Source organism: Mesorhizobium sp. L2C084A000 (assembly GCF_000502875.1).
GTDB lineage: Bacteria > Pseudomonadota > Alphaproteobacteria > Rhizobiales > Rhizobiaceae > Mesorhizobium.
On record NZ_AYWX01000004.1, the window covers coordinates 62,366 to 79,965 of the forward strand.

Genomic DNA, 17,600 nt, shown 5'->3' on the forward strand with positions numbered 1-17,600 from the left:
AACAAAGAGTTAGAACGGCGGCTTTCGGGTCGCCGTTTTCTTTTGATCGTGACATTTTACGGTTCCGAACCATCCGGGAGGTGACCGAATCCGTGCTCGTTCTGCCCAAAGGTGTCCGCCACATGCCGGCCTATCTGTCACGCACCGTGCAGGAAGCGCTGGTCGATGAGGTGAGACGGATCGTGCAGCAGGCGCCGCTGTTCGTGCCGGCCATGCCGCGCACCGGCAAGGAGATGAGCGTGCGCATGACCAATTGCGGGCCGCTCGGCTGGGTCACCGACAAGGAGCACGGCTATCGTTACCAGCCGGCGCATCCGGTAACCGGGGCGCCTTGGCCGCCAATTCCGGATGCGCTGCTCGAGCTGTGGCGCGAGGTCTCGGGCTATCCGCACCCGCCGGAAGCATGCCTGATCAATTTCTACACGCCGGATGCAAAAATGGGGCTGCATCAGGACCGCGACGAGGCCGATTTTTCGGCGCCGGTCGTCTCCGTCTCGCTCGGCGACGACTGCCTGTTCCGAGTCGGCCAGACTACGCGTGATGGCGCCACCAAGTCGTTCAGGCTGCAAAGCGGTGACGTCGTGGTGCTCGGCGGCGAGGGGCGGCTGTGCTTTCACGGCGTCGATCGGATCTATCCCTCGACCTCGGCGCTGCTGAAAAACGGCGGGCGGATCAATCTGACATTGCGACGGGTGACGAAGCCGGCCGTCACAGCTTCCTGAGCGCCACTTCCTCGATCAGGTGGTCGGCGCCCTTGCGCAGGATCAAGTCGGCGCGGGCCCGCGTCGGCAGGATGTTCTCGCGCAGATTCTTCAAATTGATGTTGGTCCACAGGCCTTCGGCGATGGCGCGCGCCGACCCCTCCGACAGCTGCGAATAGCGGTGAAAGAAGGAGTCCGGATTGCGGAAGGCGGTCTCACGCAGCCGCATGAAGCGGGAAATGTACCAGTTGTGGATCAGCTTCTCGTCGGCATCGATGTAGATGGCGAAGTCGAAGAAGTCCGACAGGAAAGGCACGATCTTGCCGTCCTGCGGCAGCTTGCCGGGCTGCAGGACATTGATGCCTTCGAAGATCAATATGTCCGGCCTGTCGATGGTGACGAACTCGCCGGGAATGACGTCATAGGTCAGGTGCGAATAGACAGGCGCGCGGACATCGGGCAGCGCCGACTTGATGCCCGACAGGAAGCGCAGCAGCGCGCCCACATCGTAGCTGTCGGGGAAACCCTTGCGCTCCATCAGGTTCTCGCGGCGCAGGACCTCGTTGGGCAGCAGGAAACCGTCGGTGGTGATGAGATCGACCTTGGGGCTCGACGGCCAGCGCGCCAGCAGTTCCTTCAGCACGCGTGCGGTGGTCGATTTGCCGACGGCGACAGAACCGGCGATGCCGATGATGAAGGGTGTCTTGACCACGTCGACCGCGTTGAAGAAGGCCTGGCGTTGCCGGAACAGCAGCTGGCTCGCTTCGACATGCGCCGACAACAGCCGCGACAGCGACAGATAGATGCGCGTGACCTCCTCGAGATCGACCGGATCGTTGAGCGAGCGCAGGCGGCGGAATTCGTCCGCGCTCAGCGTCAGTGGGGTATCGGCGCGGAATTGCGACCATTGCTCGGCGGAGAAGAAGCGAAAGGGGGAATACTTCTCGGTCGGCGCGAGCTGATCCATCGAGATACCTGCCCTCCTCGCGGTCAGCCCTTGGGCCGTGACGCCTTCTCGGCGATCCCCGAACGCCCGGTGCGGCCTTCGAGTTCCCTGAGCACGTCGCTCAGCGGAACCCCGGAGAGGCCGAGAACGACAAGCCAATGATATATAAGATCGGCACTTTCCGAAACGATGGCCTGTTTGTCGCCCTTGACGGCGGCAATCACCGTCTCGACCGCCTCCTCGCCGAGCTTCTGCGCCGCCTTGTCGATGCCGCGCGCGAACAGTTTTGCCGTCCACGAGTCCGGGTCGCCGGAATGGGCGCGTTCCCCGACGATTTTTTCCAGATCTGACAGTGAAAACTCGGTCATGGCCGTCATCTATCTGCTTGTTTAAGCATGATCTTTTTCCGAAAAACGGTTCCCACTTTTCGGGATCATGCTTTAGGGCCGATTATTCACAGAGTCCAGCCGCATCGGCAGCCCCGCGGCGGCCATATGTGCCTTGGCCTGCGCTATCGTGTAGGTGCCGAAATGGAAGATGGACGCCGCCAGAACCGCGCCGGCATGGCCGTCGCGAATGCCTTCGACCATGTGGTCGAGCGTGCCGACACCGCCGGAAGCGATCACCGGCGCGCGCACGGCGTCTGATATCGCGCGGGTCAGCGCGATGTCGTAGCCGGCCTTGGTGCCGTCCCGATCCATCGAGGTCAGCAGGATCTCGCCGGCGCCGCGATCGACCATTTTCCGGGCGAACTCGACCGCATCGATGCCGGTCTTTTCGCGGCCGCCATGGGTGAAGATCTCCCAGCGGTCGGTCTCACTGGTGCTCGACACCTTCTTGGCGTCGATGGCGACGACGATGCACTGGTTGCCGAACTTGTCGGCGGCCTCGGCAACAAAATCCGGGTTCTTCACCGCGGCCGTGTTGATCGACACCTTGTCGGCGCCGGCCAAGAGCAGCTTCCTGATATCGGCGACCTGGCGCACGCCGCCCCCGACGGTCAGCGGCATGAAACATTGTTCGGCGGTGCGTGCGATGACGTCGAAGATGGTTTCGCGATTGTCCGACGAAGCGGTGATGTCGAGGAAGCAGAGTTCGTCGGCGCCGGCCGCGTCATAGGCCTTGGCCGCCTCGACCGGATCGCCGGCGTCGACGAGATCGACGAAGTTGACGCCCTTGACGACACGGCCGTTCTTGACGTCGAGACAGGGGATGACACGGGCTTTCAGCATCAGCGGCCCTCTATCGTGGCGATGAGATCGTTCAGCAACTGGCCAACCAGCGGCGGAACATCGGCCTGGGCGTCGAAGGCCGGGTCGTAGGCGGAGACGGTGATGCCGACGACCGGCACCGCCAGCGCCATGGCGCAAGTGGCGTCGCGCAGCTGTTCCGGGCTCGGGCCGCCCGAAGTGATATAGCGGTTGGCCTGCAGCTCCCGGGGATCATGCACGTCCATATCGAGATGCATGTGCACGCGTCTGGCGCCGGCGATCTTCAGTCTTTCGGCCGCCTGGGCCACCCCGGAGCATTCCGTCCGCACGATCGGCAAGGTCTCGAGAAGCTGTCTTTCCGCCGGATCGAGATCGCGCGCGTTGACGAGCACGCAACGCGACGGATCGATCGGCCTGAAGCCGGGAATGGCCGACGCCATCGGCCGCCAGCACAGGCCAAGCACCGTCGCCAGCGCCATGCCGTCGAGAAAGCCATATGTGGATGTCTCGGGCGTGTTCAGGTCGCCATGCTGGTCGGCCCAGATGATCGCATCGGCGTCCTCACCGGCGACCGCGCCGGCGCTGGTCAGGCAGTTTCCCGCAAGGACGATGGGAAACCGACCGGCGTCACGGGCAAGGCGAACCTCGCTCGCAACCGCGTTGCAGACGGCAAAGCCGGTGGCGATCTCGCGCTCCTGATCGTCTCCGACCTTGCCGATGTCCCCGACCGCGACGTCGTGACCGGCCATCGTCAAGGCTTCGACGAGCCCGCCCGAGACCAGCGCGTCCGGACCTTGGCCCATGCCGCCATGGTAATGGCCGCTGTCATAGGAGGCCAGGATGATGGAAATTTTCACGTCCGCGGCTCCGCCCTGCCCTGGAGGATCGCCAGGGCCTCGGCCGGATCGATGCGGCCGTCATAGAGCGCGCGCCCGGAGATCGCGCCTTCGAGCTTTTGCGCATCGGGCATGGTCATGCGCACGATGTCGGCGATCGAGGCGAGGCCGCCGGAAGCGATCACCGGGATCGACACGGCATCGGCGAGGTCGATGGTGGCGTCCCAATTGATGCCGGTCAAAACGCCGTCGCGGTCGATGTCGGTGTAGATGATGGCGGCGACGCCGGCGCCCTCGAATTTCCTCGCCAGTTCGATGACGCCAAGGCTCGACGCCTCGGCCCAGCCCTCGACGGCGACCTTGCCGCCCTTGGCGTCGATGCCGACGGCGACCTTGCCCGGAAACGCCTTGCAGGCCTGCTTGACCAGGTCGGGATCGCGCACCGCCACCGTGCCGAGGATGACGCGGGCCAGCCCGCGATCGAGCCAATCCTCGATCTGCGCCAGCGTGCGGATGCCGCCGCCGAGCTGCACCGGGTTCTTCGTTGCCTTGAGGATGGCGCCGACCGCCGCACTGTTGACGCTCTGGCCCTGGAAGGCGCCGTTGAGGTCGACGACATGCAGCCATTCGAAGCCCTGTTGCTCGAAGGCTCGCGCCTGGGCGGCAGGATCATCGTTGTAGATGGTCGCGGTCGCCATGTCGCCATGCCTGAGGCGCACGCACTGGCCGTCCTTGAGATCTATCGCCGGGAAAAGGATCATCCGTTCAGGCGCCTTCCACAATGGCGAAATGCGACGTCGAATAGAGGCGTCGGAATTTCAGCGCCGCCTGGTATTCGGGCGAATGGAAGCAGGCGAGTGCGACCGCGTAGCTCTCGAACTCGATGATGACATGGCGATTGCCCGATGGCCCTTCCGGGCTCGACGACCGACCGCCGCGGGTCAGGAATTTTGCGCCATATTTGTCGAAAGCCGCTTTGTTGGCGGCAATGTATAGCGGATAATTTTCCGGATCGGTCACCTCGACCATCGCCATCCAGTAGCCCTTCTTGCTCATCGGTTTTCAGGGCTCCAGCGCAGGAAATTGGTGATCAGCGCCAAGCCCAGCGCCTGGCTCTTTTCCGGGTGAAACTGCGTGCCGACGAGATTGTCGCGGGCGACGGCCGCCGTCACCGGGCCGCCATAGTCGGCGACCGCCAGAACCTCTTCCGCCTTGCCCGCATCGAGATGGTAGGAATGCACGAAATAGGCATGCAGCCCGCTTGCGCCAGTCGGTATGCCGGCAAACAGCGGATGCTGGCGCTTGAGCTCGATCGTGTTCCAGCCGATCTGCGGGATCTTCAGCGTCGGATCGGCCGGCGTGATCTCCTTGACGTCACCTGATACCCAGCCGAAGCCGTTGGTGATTGTCTTTTCCAGGCCGCGCTCGGACATCAGCTGCATGCCGACGCAGATGCCGAGGAACGGCCGGCCCTTGTCGATAGCCACCTCCTCGACCGCTTCCCACATGCCTTCGAGGGCATGCAAGCCGGCCGCGCAGTCGGCATAGGCGCCGACGCCGGGCAGGACGATGCGGTCGGCCGTGCGCACCCGTTCGGCATCCGATGTCAGGTCGATAGCAGCCGATATGCCGGCTTCCCGCGCCGCGCGCTCGAAAGCCTTGGTGGCCGAGCGCAGATTGCCCGAACCGTAATCGATGATCGCAACCCGCATCAGCTTCTTCCCGGAATGTGGGTCAGCCCCAGCGCCATGCCCGGCTGCGCTGGCCGCGCCAGGGCAGCATCGGGGACCATGCGCGGCGCCGGCACAACCTCATCGGCAAGCGCTTCCGCTTCCAGCGCATAGCGTGTGTCGGCGTCGTCGAGCCAACCGGCTTCGACCGCGCCCCATTCGTGCCAACCGCGCCGGCGAAGTGCCGCGATGCGCAGGCCTTGCCCTTCCAGTCCGACATAGAGCGAAACCAACAGTGACAGCAGCGAGCCGGCCAGACCAAGGCCGAGCTTCTGGCCCAGCATCGAAAGCAGGCCCATGACGACGAAGGCAAGCGCTGCCTCGATCCACAGCCGATGCCAGGCGAACCATAGCGGCGGCACCAGGAGGCCCAGCCAGGTGAAGCCATCGCGGACAAAGGCCGTTGCATCGGCCTTCTCGCTGCGGCCTGCCGGTTCCATCACGACATAGGTGGCCATGGCCTCATCCCTTCAACGATCCCTTGGTGGAGGGAACCGCATCCGGCTGGCGCGGATCGCGTTCGAGGGCAACGCGCAGCGCGCGCGCCACCGCCTTGAAGCAGGTCTCGGCGATGTGATGGTTGTTGGCGCCATAGTGATTGGTGACATGCAGCGTGATGCCGGCATTCTGCGCCAGCGCCTGGAAGAACTCGCGCACCAGCTCGGTGTCGAAGGTGCCGATCTTCGGCGATGAGAAGGCAACGTTCCAGACCAGGAAGGGACGGCCGGACACGTCGATCGCGGCGCGCGTCAGCGTCTCGTCCATGGCAAGGTCGATCGAGGCATAACGCATGATGCCGCGCCGCTCGCCCAGTGCCTTGNCGCGTCAGCGTCTCGTCCATGGCAAGGTCGATCGAGGCATAACGCATGATGCCGCGCCGCTCGCCCAGTGCCTTGGCCAGCGCCTGGCCGAGCGCGATGCCGGTATCCTCGACCGTGTGGTGATCGTCGATATGCAGGTCGCCCTTGGCCCTGACCGTCATGTCGATCAGGGAATGGCGCGACAGCTGGTCCAGCATATGGTCGAAGAAGCCGACCCCGGTGGCGATATCCGACTTGCCGGAGCCGTCGACATGGACCGACACGGAGATGTCGGTTTCCTTGGTCTTGCGGCTTGCTTCGGCGGAACGGGGCGGCATCACTCTATCCTTGTCCCAGAGGTTCACATCGTGACCGGCTCAGAGGCTTCAAGCGCTCGCAGGCTTGAAAACGAAAGCCTTCTAGCAGCATGATCCGGCGATTGCCAGTTGCCTCTGACAGCGGTATCGGCCTTGCCAGAGAGCGATTTGCAATCACCGGCCCCATGCATACATATGGCCGATCAAAGTTACTCGTACCGCGCCGATCGCCTTATCGGGATGGCGCTGCTCGGAGCCAGGAAATGTCCAATGAACTGACCATGCACGCCACGACCATCGTGACGGTGCGCAAGGGCAACAAGGTGGTGATCGCCGGCGACGGCCAGGTCAGCCTTGGCCAGACCATCATGAAGGGCAACGCCAAGAAGGTGCGCCGCATCGGCAAGGGCGGCAATGTGATCGCCGGGTTCGCCGGTGCCACCGCCGACGCCTTCACGCTGCTGGAACGGCTCGAGGCCAAGCTCGAACAATATCCAGACCAGCTGACGCGCGCCTGCGTCGAACTCGCCAAGGACTGGCGCACCGACCGCTATCTGCGCCGGCTCGAGGCGATGATGCTGGTGGCCGACAAGTCGGTCTCGCTGGCGCTGACCGGCACCGGCGACGTGCTCGAACCCGAATTCGGCGTCATGGCCATCGGTTCGGGCGGCAATTACGCGCTGGCGGCGGCACGCGCGCTGATGGACAGCGACAAGGATGCCGAGGAGATCGCCCGCAAGGCGATGCAGATCGCATCCGACATCTGCGTCTACACCAACAACAGCTTCGTCGTCGAAACGCTCGATGTCGGCTGAGCGGGCCGACCATGATCCCGAAACGTGGAAACCGGTTTTCTCGGACGAACGGTTCCGTTCGTCCAGAGATCATGGTCCAACAAGAAGATAGCTATGATTTTCGGCCGGTGACCGAGAAAGACCTGCCGATGATCGCCGGCTGGCTCGCCGAACCGCATGTCGCCGAGTGGTGGGACGATCCCGAGATCGAGATCGCGCAGATCCGCGAGCACATCGACTCGATTTCCGTCGAGCCGCTGATTATCGAACTCGACGGCAAGCCGATCGGTTATCTGCAGACCTATGATCCGCATCTGGAGGACGGCCATCCCTATGCCGACCAGCCGTTCGGCACGCTCGGCATCGACCTGTCGATCGGCCGGCCGGAGCTGGTCGGGCTCGGCCATGGCTCGGCAATCGTGCGCCAGTTCGTCGAACAGCTTTTCGACGAAGGCGTGCCGCGCGTCATCATCGATCCTGATCCCGCCAATGTCAGGGCCATCCGCGCCTATGAAAAGGCTGGCTTTGTTGCCTTTGACACCAGAACATCGGAGTACGGGCCTGCCTTGATGATGGCGCGCGACGCGACGCAGGAGCCCAATTGATCAGCGCCGAAACACTCGACAAGGCAGTCGCGAAAGGTTTGATCTCGCAGACCCTGCGCGATCAGTTGGAGGCCATGGAACGCGCGGTCGCTCTCGCCCCCGAGGTCAGGCGCGCCGATGACGAGGGTGACGAGGAAAACCTGCGGCTGGTCGGCGGCGGCAACGATCTGTTCGTCACCGTTGGAACCGTTCTGCTCAGCGCCGGCTTCTTCTTTGTCCTCACCACCTTGCTTCCAGGCCAGACATTCTGGATCGCCGGCATCCTCGCGGTTTTCGCCTGGGGGCTTGCCGAAATTGTCACGCGTCAGCACCGGATGAAATTATCGTCGTCCGTGCTTGCCCTGATTTTCATGGCCGCCATTCTGGCCGCTCTGGCGCTACAGGTGGAGTCCAGCTTCGGCATACGCAAGCCGGAGACTATCTGGCAGCTATTGGCGTTGCGCCAGAAGGCGTCCCAGGCCGGATATCTGTTCCTGGGCGGAGGAATAATCGCGGCGGCGATCTATTTCTGGCGTTTTCGCGTCCCCATCATTGCCGGGGCTATCGCCATCGCCTTTACACTGCTTGCCTTCCTGCAAACGGCGATAATCCTGTATGACAGCGTGACAGCGGGTGCGATTGCGCCGCCGCGTATTGAGGATGTTCCCGAATTGCTCCGCGCGGCACTTTACATGCCGCTGATCTGCGGCCTGATCGTGTTCGCAACGGGTGTAGCTTTTGACATTTACGACAGGGATCGACGCAAGATCTGGTCTGATTGCGCTTTCTGGCTGCATGTCGTCTCGGCGCCCATGCTGGTGCATCCGCTGTTTATCATGGCAACCGGCCAGAACGTCGTATTCGGACATATCGCGCCGGATGCCAATGCAACCATCATGCTGACGATTCTGATCCTTGGCTTCCTCTATGTCGCGCTTGCCATCGACCGCCGTTCGCTTCTGGTTCCGACATTGGCTTACTTCGGCTCGCTGGGCATCTACTATCTGGTGAATTCCGCCTCCGATTCGACGGGTATCCCGCCTTTTGCCTTGATCCTGGTCGTTGTTGGCGCGCTGATTATTCTGTTCGGGGCTGGCTGGCAGCGTATCCGGCGGATTGTGGTCAAACCCACCTTGCCGGCTGCCGTGATCCGCCGGCTACCGCCGCTGAAGGCGTGACAAGGCTTTGTGATGATCGACACGGCGACGCGAAACGAGGGGGAATGAACCGATGACGACACCGGCCACGGAGAGCAGCTATTCGGCCTATGAAGACAGCTGGCGGATGGGGCTTCTGCTGGTGCTTGCCCTGGTCATCTTCCAGGCTGGGGCGCTCTACGGCATGGGGCGAGCGCCGATCTGCACCTGCGGCTATGTGAAACTCTGGCACGGCGTGGTGAACAGTTCGGAGAATTCCCAGCACATTTCGGACTGGTATACGTTCTCGCACATCATCCACGGCTTCCTGTTCTATGCGCTGGCCAAATTCCTGTTCCCGCGTTCGCCGATCGGACTGAGGCTGGCGTTCGCCGTCTTCATCGAAGGCGGCTGGGAGCTGCTCGAAAACAGCCCGTTCATCATCGAGCGCTACCGCGCCGGCACCATCTCGCTCGACTATTACGGCGACAGCATCATCAATTCGGTGTCCGACACACTGGCCATGGTGCTGGGATTTGTGATGGCGCGAAGGCTACCTATATGGGTGATCGTCAGCCTTGCCATCATCTTCGAACTCGGTACCGGCTATCTCATCCGGGACAATCTGACACTCAACGTGATCATGCTGCTGCATCCGTTCGAGGCCATCAAGCAGTGGCAAAGTGGAATTTAGTGATATGAGCACATTTTCTCCCCGCGAAATCGTTTCGGAACTCGACCGTTTCATCATTGGCCAGAAAGACGCCAAGCGCGCCGTGGCCATCGCCTTGCGCAACCGCTGGCGCCGCCAGCAGCTGGAGGGCCAGATGCGCGAAGAGGTGATGCCGAAGAACATCCTGATGATCGGGCCGACCGGCGTCGGCAAGACCGAGATTTCGCGCCGCCTGGCGCGGCTCGCCGGTGCGCCTTTCGTCAAGGTCGAGGCGACCAAGTTCACCGAGGTCGGCTATGTCGGCCGCGACGTCGAGCAGATCATCCGAGACCTGGTCGAGATCGCCATCGGCCTGGTGCGCGAGAAGATGCGCGAGGACGTCAAGGCGCGCGCCCACGTCAACGCCGAGGAACGCGTGCTGGAAGCGCTGGTCGGCAAGACGGCGAGCCCGGCCACCCGCGATAGTTTCCGCAAGAAGCTGCGCGACGGCGAACTCGACGACAAGGAGATCGAGGTCGAGGTCGCCGACACCGGCGCTGGCGGCATGCCCGGCTTCGAAATCCCCGGTATGCCGGGCGCCAATATCGGCGTGCTGAACATCAACGACATGCTGTCGAAGGCGATGGGCGGCAAGAAGACCAAGATGCGCAAGACGACGGTGAAGGAATCCTACGACCTGCTGGTCAACGACGAGTCCGACAAGCTGCTCGACCAGGACGAGGTGGTGCGCCGGGCGCTCGATGCGACGGAGAATGACGGCATCGTCTTCCTCGACGAGATCGACAAGATCGCGTCGCGTGAAGGCGGCATGGGCGCCGGCGTTTCCCGCGAAGGCGTGCAGCGCGACCTGCTGCCGCTGATCGAAGGCACCACGGTGGCGACCAAATACGGACCTCTGAAGACCGACCACATCCTGTTCATCGCCTCGGGTGCGTTCCACGTGTCCAAGCCGTCAGACCTGTTGCCGGAATTGCAGGGCCGCCTGCCGATCCGGGTCGAGCTGCGGGCGCTGGAGAAGGACGATTTCGTCCGTATCCTGACCGAGACAGAGGCCAGCCTGATCAAGCAGTATATCGCTCTGATGAAGACCGAGGGCGTCGACCTGACCTTCACCGACGACGCGATCGATTCGCTGGCCGGCATTGCCGTCGACCTCAACGCCAGCGTCGAGAACATCGGCGCAAGACGACTGCAGACAGTGATGGAACGGGTGCTGGACGAAATCTCCTACGACGCGCCCGACCGCAACGGAACCAGCGTCACCATCGACGCCGCCTATGTGGAAAAGCATGTCGGCGACCTGTCCAGGAATACCGACCTGTCGCGGTTCATCCTTTGAACGACGGCGCCGGAACGTTCCGGCGCCGGTCCAGGCAACATTTTCCGGCCAGCAAAATCATGTGTGGCCAGATGGTATCATCTGGCAGCTTTCGTAGTGCCGGGTGAAGGGGCGCTCTCGACTCGACCAAGAGCTTTACCTAGTTTGCGCGGCAATTCTCGATCTCTTGGTTTGACGCAATTCCGGAAAACCGTTTCACACTTTTCCTGGAATTGCTTGGGCGGCGGGTGCATGAAAAAACTGATTCTGGTTATTCTCGGCTTGACGCTGGCGGCGACGCTGTTCGCCGCCGAGGCAGCGACATTGGTGCCGCCGGGAAATCGCAATGCCGTGCAGCCCGATATTCCGGGCGCCTCCAGCCGGCGCACGCAAGCGACCAACACCAGCTTCCAGGCGAAGTACCGCAAGGTCTACGCCCTGCTGCAGAACGACGCCGATCTGCGCGGCAAGATCAAGAAGGCAGCCGCCACCTACGGCATCGATCCCTTGCACATCGTCGGCGCCATCGTCGGCGAGCACACTTACAATGTCGATGCCTATGACCGGCTGCAGACCTACTACGTCAAGGCGATCTCCTATCTCTCCAGCAAGCTGTCCTTCGCCTATGACGGCGAGGACATCACCGATTTCGTGCAGCGGCCGGAATTCAAGAAATGCGCCGCAATGTCCGACAGCTACGATCTGTGGGAATGCCGCGAACAGGTGTGGAACCGTTCGTTTCGCGGCAAGTCGGTCGGCGGGACGAACTTTCCCGACGACCGTTTCGGCGCCACCTTCTTCCAGCCCTATTATGCCGGCCAGACCTTCGGCCTGGGTCAGCTCAATCCGCTGACCGCCCTGCAGATGAGCGATCTGGTGCACAAGGTTTCGGGCCTGCCCAGGCTCGACGTCGGCGATCCCAATTCGGTCTACAAGACCATCATGGATCCCGACCTGACGCTGCCTTACGTCGCCGCGACGATCAGGAAATCGATCGATGCCTACAAAAGCATTGCCGGCTTCGACATTTCGGGCAATCCCGGGCTGACCGCCACGCTCTACAATGTCGGCAATCCGGAGCAGCGCGCCGACGCGCTGAAGGCGGAGAACGACAGGCGCCGCGCCGCCGGCGAGCCGGAGAAGCTGCCCGAGGAGAATTATTACGGCTGGTTGGTCAACGACAAGCTGGCTGAGCTGAAGGCGTTGTTTTAGCGGGTTTGAGCTCAGGCCGCCAGCAACGACTTCAGCTTCACATCCTGCGATCCCAGCGCTTCCGGCGCCGGCTTCGCCCGTTTGCCGATCAGCATTTCGGCCAGCCTGATGTCGCGGGCGACCGCATTGCCGGGGCCGACGCCGCTGGCCGCCACCAGCCTGCCGTCTTCAGCCAGATGGAAGAGGATGAAGGCGCCATCGCCGAGGTCGCGGCGCACGGTGCTGCGGCCTTCGTCGGACAGCCCGGCGATCTGCAGGCTCAGGCCGTATTGATCCGACCAGAACCACGGCACCGCCGTATGTGCCTCGCCGGCGCCGAGCATGTTCCTGGCCGCCAGCGCGCCCTGCTCCTGGGCGTTGCGCCAGGCTTCCAGCCGTACGCGGCGGCCGCCATAGACGGCGAGCGGAAACGAGCAGCAATCGCCGGCGGCAAAGATGTCGGGATCGTTGCTGCGCAGCTCGGCATCGACGGCAATGCCGTTGTCGATCGCCAGCCCAGCTTCGGCCGCAAGCCCGGTCACCGGCACGGCGCCGATGCCGATGATCGCGAGGTCGGCGACGATTTCCCGGCCGCCGGCAAGCGCTATGCGCACCTTGTTGCCGTCGTCGGCGATGGACGCGATGCCATCCCCGCACAGGATATCCACACCCTCGGCGACGTGCGCATCATGGATGATTTCTGCGATCTCCGCCGGCACGCCGCGCATCAGGATGCGCGGCTGCGCCTCGATGACGGTGACATCAGTGCCGAGCTTGCGGGCCGCGGCCGCGAGTTCGAGACCGATGAAACCGCCGCCGATGATGGCGATGCGGTTGCCGGCGGTGAGATGCGCACGAATGGCGAGCGCATCGGCAAAGGTGCGGAGATAGACGCAGCGCGGACCCAACCCCGGCATCGGCAGCTTGCGCGGCGTCGAACCGGTTGCCAGCAGGAGCTTGTCGTAGGGCAGGACCGATCCGTCCGACAGGCGCACCGCATGCGCCGCGCGATCGATCGCCACGGCCTGGACGGAATGTATATGCCGGATCGATTTCTCGGCCAGAATTGCGTCGCTGGCGATCGCCTTGATCTCGGGCGCATCGCTGGCCATCGCCTCCTTGGACAGAGGCGGGCGCTCGTAGGGCAGATGCGGCTCGTCGCCGACCAGCGTCACCGGCCCCCGATAATCGAGGTCGCGCAGCGCCAATGCCGCCCGCCCGCCGCATTCGCCGGCGCCGATGATGAGCATCCCCCCCGCCATGTCAGTCATCCGATCTGGATCAGGACTTTGCCGGCATCGACCTTGACCGGATAGGTCTTGAGATTGACGCAGACCGGGGCGCCGCGGGCGTCACCCGTCTTGTAGTTGAAGCGGCCATTGTGCTTGGGGCATTCGATGATGTCGTCCATCACCAGCCCATCGGCCAGGTNCCGTCTTGTAGTTGAAGCGGCCATTGTGCTTGGGGCATTCGATGATGTCGTCCATCACCAGCCCATCGGCCAGGTGCACCTTTTCATGCGTGCAGAGGCCGTCGGTGGCGAAGAACTCGTCGTCGGGGCTGCGATAGATGGCGAAGGAGCGGCCGCCATGATCGAAGCGCATCACATCCTCCTCGTCTATGTCGCCGGTGGCGCAGGCCTCGACCCAGTCGCTCATTCAAGTCCTCCCAAAGCAAATCCAGGAAAAGTGCGCAGCGGCTTTCCGTCCGGAATTGCGTTAAATAAATATTCCAGATCGGATGGAAGCACGATCATTCCGCCGCGGCGGCGACAGTGTCGTTGTGGAATTCTTCGCGATATGGCCGTGCGGTCGGCGGCAGCTTGCGCTTGAGGAAATAGTCCTCATTGCGCAGCTGGCGCAGGAAGACCGGTATCATCTCGCGATAGCCGGCCAAGATCGACGGTGTCGGTTCCGGCAGATCGTGCTTGATCAGTTCGTGCAGCCTCGGCAGCGCATGGTACGGCACCATCGGGAACATGTGATGCTCGACATGGTAGTTCATGTTCCAGTAGATGAAGCGGCTGATCGGGTTCATGTAGACGGTGCGGCTGTTCAGCCTGTGGTCGGTGACGTTATCGGCCAGGCCGCCATGCTGCAGCAGCCCGACCATGACATGGTGCCAGGCGCCGTAGAGCCTGGGCAGGCCGACCAGCATCAGCGGCAGGAACGAACCGGTGTAGAGCGCCAGCCCGACGATGGCGGCATAGACCGCCGTCCAGATGCGGGCGACGCGGATCGCCTTGGGCTGTTCCTGTTCGGGAATGAAGGTCTTTTCGGCGGCGCTGATGTTGCCGGCGGCGTTGCGCAGCATGTCTGACATCGCACGCCAGGCGTCGAGCACGCCAACGAAGCCCAGCATGGCGCGAACCAGATCAGGCGGCCGCATGACCGAGATTTCCGGGTCGCGGCCGACGATGACGGTGTCGGTGTGGTGGCGCGTGTGGCTCCAGCGCCAGGTCACCGGATTGCGCATGATCATGAAGCAGGCGATCTGATAGACCGCATCGTTCATCCACTGCGTCCGGAAGGCGGTGCCATGACCGCATTCGTGCCAGCGCGAATCCGTCGAGGAGCCGTAGAGGACGCCATAGACGAAGAAGAACGGCNCATAGACGAGCAGGAACGGCACCACCCACCACGTGCCCCAGAACCAGATGATGCCGGCGGCCGAGCCCAGGATGGCTGCGATCCAGATGATGGTATCGCGGATCGCCGGCCCGTCGGAGCGCTGCATCAGCTCCTTCATCTGCTTGCGCGGTACGTCGGTGTGATACCACTCGGCCGCCGACAGGCCGGTCTCGACGGCGAGCCTGGCGTCGCGGCCGATCAGGCTGTAGTCACGCCGGGACGGCGCAGTGGACATGATTGCCTCCCTCGGCAAAGGCATCCGCCAGAGCGATGCCGTGAAATCCCTTGGTTTCGAGCATCAAAGTAACGCCGACCGATGATGGACTCAACATCACAAAGATAGTTTCTATCATTTCCCATCAGGATGATATACGAAGGCTCAAGCAAACCCGACGAGGCGAGCATGGTGAAGCGGCCGACAATATCAGATCTGGCGCGCATCTCGGGCGTCAGTGTCGCCACCGTCGACCGCGTGCTGAACAACCGGCTGCCGGTGCGCGAAGAGACAGCGCGCCGCGTCTACGAGACCGCTACCGATATCGGCTACCACGCCGCCGGCCTTATCAAGCAGCGCATGCGCCAGGAATTGCCGGAGTACCGGCTGGGCTTCCTGCTGCTGCGGGGCAATGATGCCTTTTACGGCGACTTCGCGCGGGAACTTGAACTGGCCATCTCGCAATCGCAGCGCTTCCGCGGCGTTGCGACCATCGATTTCGCCAGTTCCCTGGCTCCCGACGAGATCGCCTCCCAGATGCGCAGGCTGGCGGCGAAATCGAGGGCCATCGCCGTTGTCGGTCCGGACCATCCGACCCTGACAGCGGTCGTGGAAACCTTGAAGGCGAGAGGGCAGCCGGTTTTTTCGGTGCTGTCCGACTTTGCCGCCGGCATCCGGGAGGGCTATATCGGCCTCGACAACCGCAAGGTCGGGCGCACCGCCGCATGGATGATCTCCAAAGCAGCCAAGCGGCCCGGCAAGGTCGCCCTCTTCGTCGGCAGCCACCGCTTCCACGGCCATGAGCTGCGTGAGATCGGCTTTCGCTCCTTCTTCCGCGAGCACGCGCCGGAGTTCAGCGTGCTTGAGACGCTGGTCAATCTGGAAGCCAACCAGGTGACCCATGACGCGATGATCGATCTTCTGGCACGTTATCCGGATCTTGCCGGCTGCTACGTCGCGGGCGGCGGCATGGAAGGCGCAGTCTCGGCGCTGCGGGCAGCGAAGCCCGCGACCATGCCGGTGGTCGTCTGCAACGAGATCAACGCCGAGTCGCGCGCGGCACTCGCCGACAACATCCTCACCATGGTGATCTCGACCCCGCTCGCCGCTTTGTGCCGTGAGCTTGTCGACCTGATGGCGCATGCCATCGAAACCGGCGCCGCCAACGCTCCGGGCCAGACCTTCCTGCCCTTTGACATCTACCTGCCGGAAAACATCTAGCCCGCCGCCGCGCAAGGCCGCCGAGGCAAATGATAGAATCCATCAGAGCGATGCGTAAATCGGCCGGCAGGCCGCGGAATCGCCCTTGACGCCCCGATGTGAAATGGAATAAATATTTCATCATCTGTGTATTTTGGTTCTTTCGTTCCGGAACATCTGTTTCAAACAGAGGGTTTGACGTTCCAGCCAGGAGGCAAGCGTCATCCGGAATAGAAAAGATATCAGGGAGAGATTCCCCGGGGAGATCGGGGATTCCGGATAAATCGGTGAAACCGGACACCAATATGTGGAGGAGAAACACAATGAAGAAATTGATTTTGGGCGTCGCCTTCGCGGCGCTGATGAGCTCATCCGCCCTGGCCGCCAAGGTTGGCGTGTCGATGGCCAAGTTCGACGACAACTTCCTGACCGTGCTGCGCAACGGCATGATCGAGCAGGCCAAGGGCATGAGCGGCGTGGAGCTGCAGGTCGAGGACGCGCAGAACGACGTTGCCAAGCAGCTCGACCAGATCAAGAACTTCGCCGCCTCCGGCGTCGATGCCATCATCGTCAACCCGGTCGACACTTCGGCCACCCAGGCGATGTCGGACGCAGCCGCGGCAGCCAAGATCCCGCTGGTCTATGTCAACCGCGAGCCGGTCAATGTCGATACGCTGCCCGACAACCAGGCCTTCGTCGCCTCGAACGAAGCCGATTCCGGCACGCTCGAGACCAAGGAAGTCTGCCGCCTGTTCAAGGAAGCCGGCAAGAAGGAAGCCAATGTCTATGTGATCATGGGCGAGCTTTCCAACCAGGCCGCCGTGCAGCGCACCAAGGACATCGACGATGTGATCGCGACGCCGGATTGCAGCTTCATCAAGATCATCGACAAGCAGACGTCGAACTGGAACCGCGACGAGGCGCAGAACCTGATGACCAACTGGCTGTCGACCGGCAAGCCGTTCGACGGCGTCATCGCCAACAATGACGAAAGCGCCATCGGCGCCATCCAGGCGATGAAGGCCGGCAGCATCGACATGAAGGCGGTTGTCGTCGGCGGCGTCGATGCCACCCAGGACGCGCTGGCGGCAATGCAGGCGGGCGACCTCGACGTAACCGTGTTCCAGGACGCGGCCGGCCAGGGCGCCGGCGCTCTCGATGCGGCGCTCAAGCTCTCCAAGGGCGAGAAGATCGAGCACAAGGTCTACGTGCCCTTCCAGCTGGTGACGCCGGCCAACATCGACAAGTTCCTGAAGAAGAACTGAGCCGCCAACGGTTCGATACGGAGCGGCGCTCGACCAAGACAGCGCCGCTCCCCT

Annotated in this window: 19 protein-coding genes and 2 pseudogenes; 9 read left to right on the forward strand and 12 right to left on the reverse strand. The window is 62.9% G+C overall.

Annotated elements, in window-relative coordinates; translation table 11 throughout:
* Positions 1-92: 92 nt before the first annotated feature.
* Positions 93-722, forward strand: a complete 630-nt coding sequence (locus tag X735_RS154635; RefSeq protein WP_023810636.1) for an alpha-ketoglutarate-dependent dioxygenase AlkB — start codon at positions 93-95, stop codon at positions 720-722.
* Here X735_RS154635 and coaA read toward each other — a convergent pair.
* The 9 genes and pseudogenes from coaA to X735_RS01000000165755 all read right to left on the reverse strand — a co-directional run bounded on the left by coaA (position 709) and on the right by X735_RS01000000165755 (position 6,562).
* Complete coding sequence (gene coaA, locus X735_RS154630) at positions 709-1,668, reverse strand: type I pantothenate kinase (RefSeq protein WP_013528342.1); 960 nt, start codon at positions 1,666-1,668, stop codon at positions 709-711. The genes X735_RS154635 and coaA overlap by 14 nt on opposite strands.
* Positions 1,669-1,691: 23 nt before the next feature.
* Positions 1,692-2,015: a phosphoribosyl-ATP diphosphatase gene (locus X735_RS154625; RefSeq protein ID WP_023810637.1), complete on the reverse strand. Its 324-nt coding sequence runs from the start codon at positions 2,013-2,015 to the stop codon at positions 1,692-1,694.
* A gap of 72 nt (positions 2,016-2,087) precedes the next feature.
* Complete coding sequence (gene hisF / locus X735_RS154620; protein WP_023810638.1) at positions 2,088-2,882, reverse strand: imidazole glycerol phosphate synthase subunit HisF; 795 nt, start codon at positions 2,880-2,882, stop codon at positions 2,088-2,090.
* On the reverse strand, positions 2,879-3,715 hold the full coding sequence (locus tag X735_RS154615) for an arginase family protein (protein WP_023810639.1): 837 nt from the start codon (positions 3,713-3,715) through the stop codon (positions 2,879-2,881). Before X735_RS154615 ends, hisF begins: the two co-directional genes overlap by 4 nt.
* On the reverse strand, positions 3,712-4,455 hold the full coding sequence (gene hisA, locus X735_RS154610; protein WP_023810640.1) for a 1-(5-phosphoribosyl)-5-[(5-phosphoribosylamino)methylideneamino]imidazole-4-carboxamide isomerase: 744 nt from the start codon (positions 4,453-4,455) through the stop codon (positions 3,712-3,714). The genes X735_RS154615 and hisA overlap by 4 nt, the downstream gene beginning before the upstream one ends.
* Positions 4,456-4,459: 4 nt before the next feature.
* Positions 4,460-4,750 (reverse strand): DUF1330 domain-containing protein, encoded by a 291-nt coding sequence (locus X735_RS154605; protein ID WP_023810641.1) that lies wholly within the window; start codon positions 4,748-4,750, stop codon positions 4,460-4,462.
* On the reverse strand, positions 4,747-5,406 hold the full coding sequence (hisH, locus tag X735_RS154600) for an imidazole glycerol phosphate synthase subunit HisH (RefSeq protein WP_023810642.1): 660 nt from the start codon (positions 5,404-5,406) through the stop codon (positions 4,747-4,749). Before hisH ends, X735_RS154605 begins: the two co-directional genes overlap by 4 nt.
* Complete coding sequence (locus X735_RS154595; RefSeq protein WP_023810643.1) at positions 5,406-5,882, reverse strand: DUF2628 domain-containing protein; 477 nt, start codon at positions 5,880-5,882, stop codon at positions 5,406-5,408. Before X735_RS154595 ends, hisH begins: the two co-directional genes overlap by 1 nt.
* 4 nt (positions 5,883-5,886) lie before the next feature.
* Positions 5,887-6,562 (reverse strand): annotated as a pseudogene (locus X735_RS01000000165755) (imidazoleglycerol-phosphate dehydratase).
* Positions 6,563-6,804: 242 nt separating this feature from the next.
* Here X735_RS01000000165755 and hslV point away from each other — a divergent pair.
* From hslV to X735_RS154565, 6 genes are all read left to right on the forward strand, one after another.
* The gene (hslV, locus tag X735_RS154590) at positions 6,805-7,356 is read left to right on the forward strand and encodes an ATP-dependent protease subunit HslV (protein ID WP_023810644.1); all 552 of its coding nucleotides are present in this window, start codon (positions 6,805-6,807) and stop codon (positions 7,354-7,356) included.
* Between the two features lie 71 nt (positions 7,357-7,427).
* Positions 7,428-7,940, forward strand: a complete 513-nt coding sequence (locus X735_RS154585) for a GNAT family N-acetyltransferase (protein ID WP_023810645.1) — start codon at positions 7,428-7,430, stop codon at positions 7,938-7,940.
* Positions 7,937-9,097 carry a hypothetical protein gene (locus X735_RS154580; protein ID WP_023810646.1) on the forward strand — a complete coding sequence of 387 codons (1,161 nt, stop codon included), beginning with the start codon at positions 7,937-7,939 and terminating at the stop codon, positions 9,095-9,097. Before X735_RS154585 ends, X735_RS154580 begins: the two co-directional genes overlap by 4 nt.
* A gap of 52 nt (positions 9,098-9,149) precedes the next feature.
* Entirely contained in the window at positions 9,150-9,749 is a 600-nt protein-coding gene (locus tag X735_RS154575) for a DUF2585 domain-containing protein (protein WP_023810647.1), read from the forward strand.
* Between the two features lie 4 nt (positions 9,750-9,753).
* Entirely contained in the window at positions 9,754-11,067 is a 1,314-nt protein-coding gene (gene hslU, locus X735_RS154570; RefSeq protein WP_023810648.1) for an ATP-dependent protease ATPase subunit HslU, read from the forward strand.
* Positions 11,068-11,298: 231 nt separating this feature from the next.
* Positions 11,299-12,258 carry a DUF1402 family protein gene (locus tag X735_RS154565; protein ID WP_023810649.1) on the forward strand — a complete coding sequence of 320 codons (960 nt, stop codon included), beginning with the start codon at positions 11,299-11,301 and terminating at the stop codon, positions 12,256-12,258.
* An 11-nt stretch (positions 12,259-12,269) separates the two neighbouring features.
* Here the strand turns inward: X735_RS154565 and X735_RS154560 are convergent, their stop codons facing one another.
* From X735_RS154560 to X735_RS154555, 3 genes and pseudogenes are all read right to left on the reverse strand, one after another.
* Positions 12,270-13,508: an FAD-dependent oxidoreductase gene (locus X735_RS154560; protein WP_031213034.1), complete on the reverse strand. Its 1,239-nt coding sequence runs from the start codon at positions 13,506-13,508 to the stop codon at positions 12,270-12,272.
* Positions 13,505-13,895: pseudogene (locus tag X735_RS01000000165760) on the reverse strand (MocE family 2Fe-2S type ferredoxin). Before X735_RS01000000165760 ends, X735_RS154560 begins: the two are co-directional and overlap by 4 nt.
* A gap of 94 nt (positions 13,896-13,989) precedes the next feature.
* Entirely contained in the window at positions 13,990-15,102 is a 1,113-nt protein-coding gene (locus tag X735_RS154555) for a fatty acid desaturase family protein (protein WP_023810651.1), read from the reverse strand.
* A 168-nt stretch (positions 15,103-15,270) separates the two neighbouring features.
* Here X735_RS154555 and X735_RS154550 point away from each other — a divergent pair, with 168 nt between their 5' ends.
* Both X735_RS154550 and X735_RS154545 read left to right on the forward strand, forming a co-directional pair.
* Positions 15,271-16,302, forward strand: a complete 1,032-nt coding sequence (locus X735_RS154550; RefSeq protein ID WP_023810652.1) for a LacI family DNA-binding transcriptional regulator — start codon at positions 15,271-15,273, stop codon at positions 16,300-16,302.
* A gap of 302 nt (positions 16,303-16,604) precedes the next feature.
* Positions 16,605-17,546, forward strand: coding sequence for a sugar ABC transporter substrate-binding protein (locus X735_RS154545; RefSeq protein WP_023810653.1), 942 nt, complete (start codon positions 16,605-16,607; stop codon positions 17,544-17,546).
* Positions 17,547-17,600 lie beyond the last annotated feature (54 nt).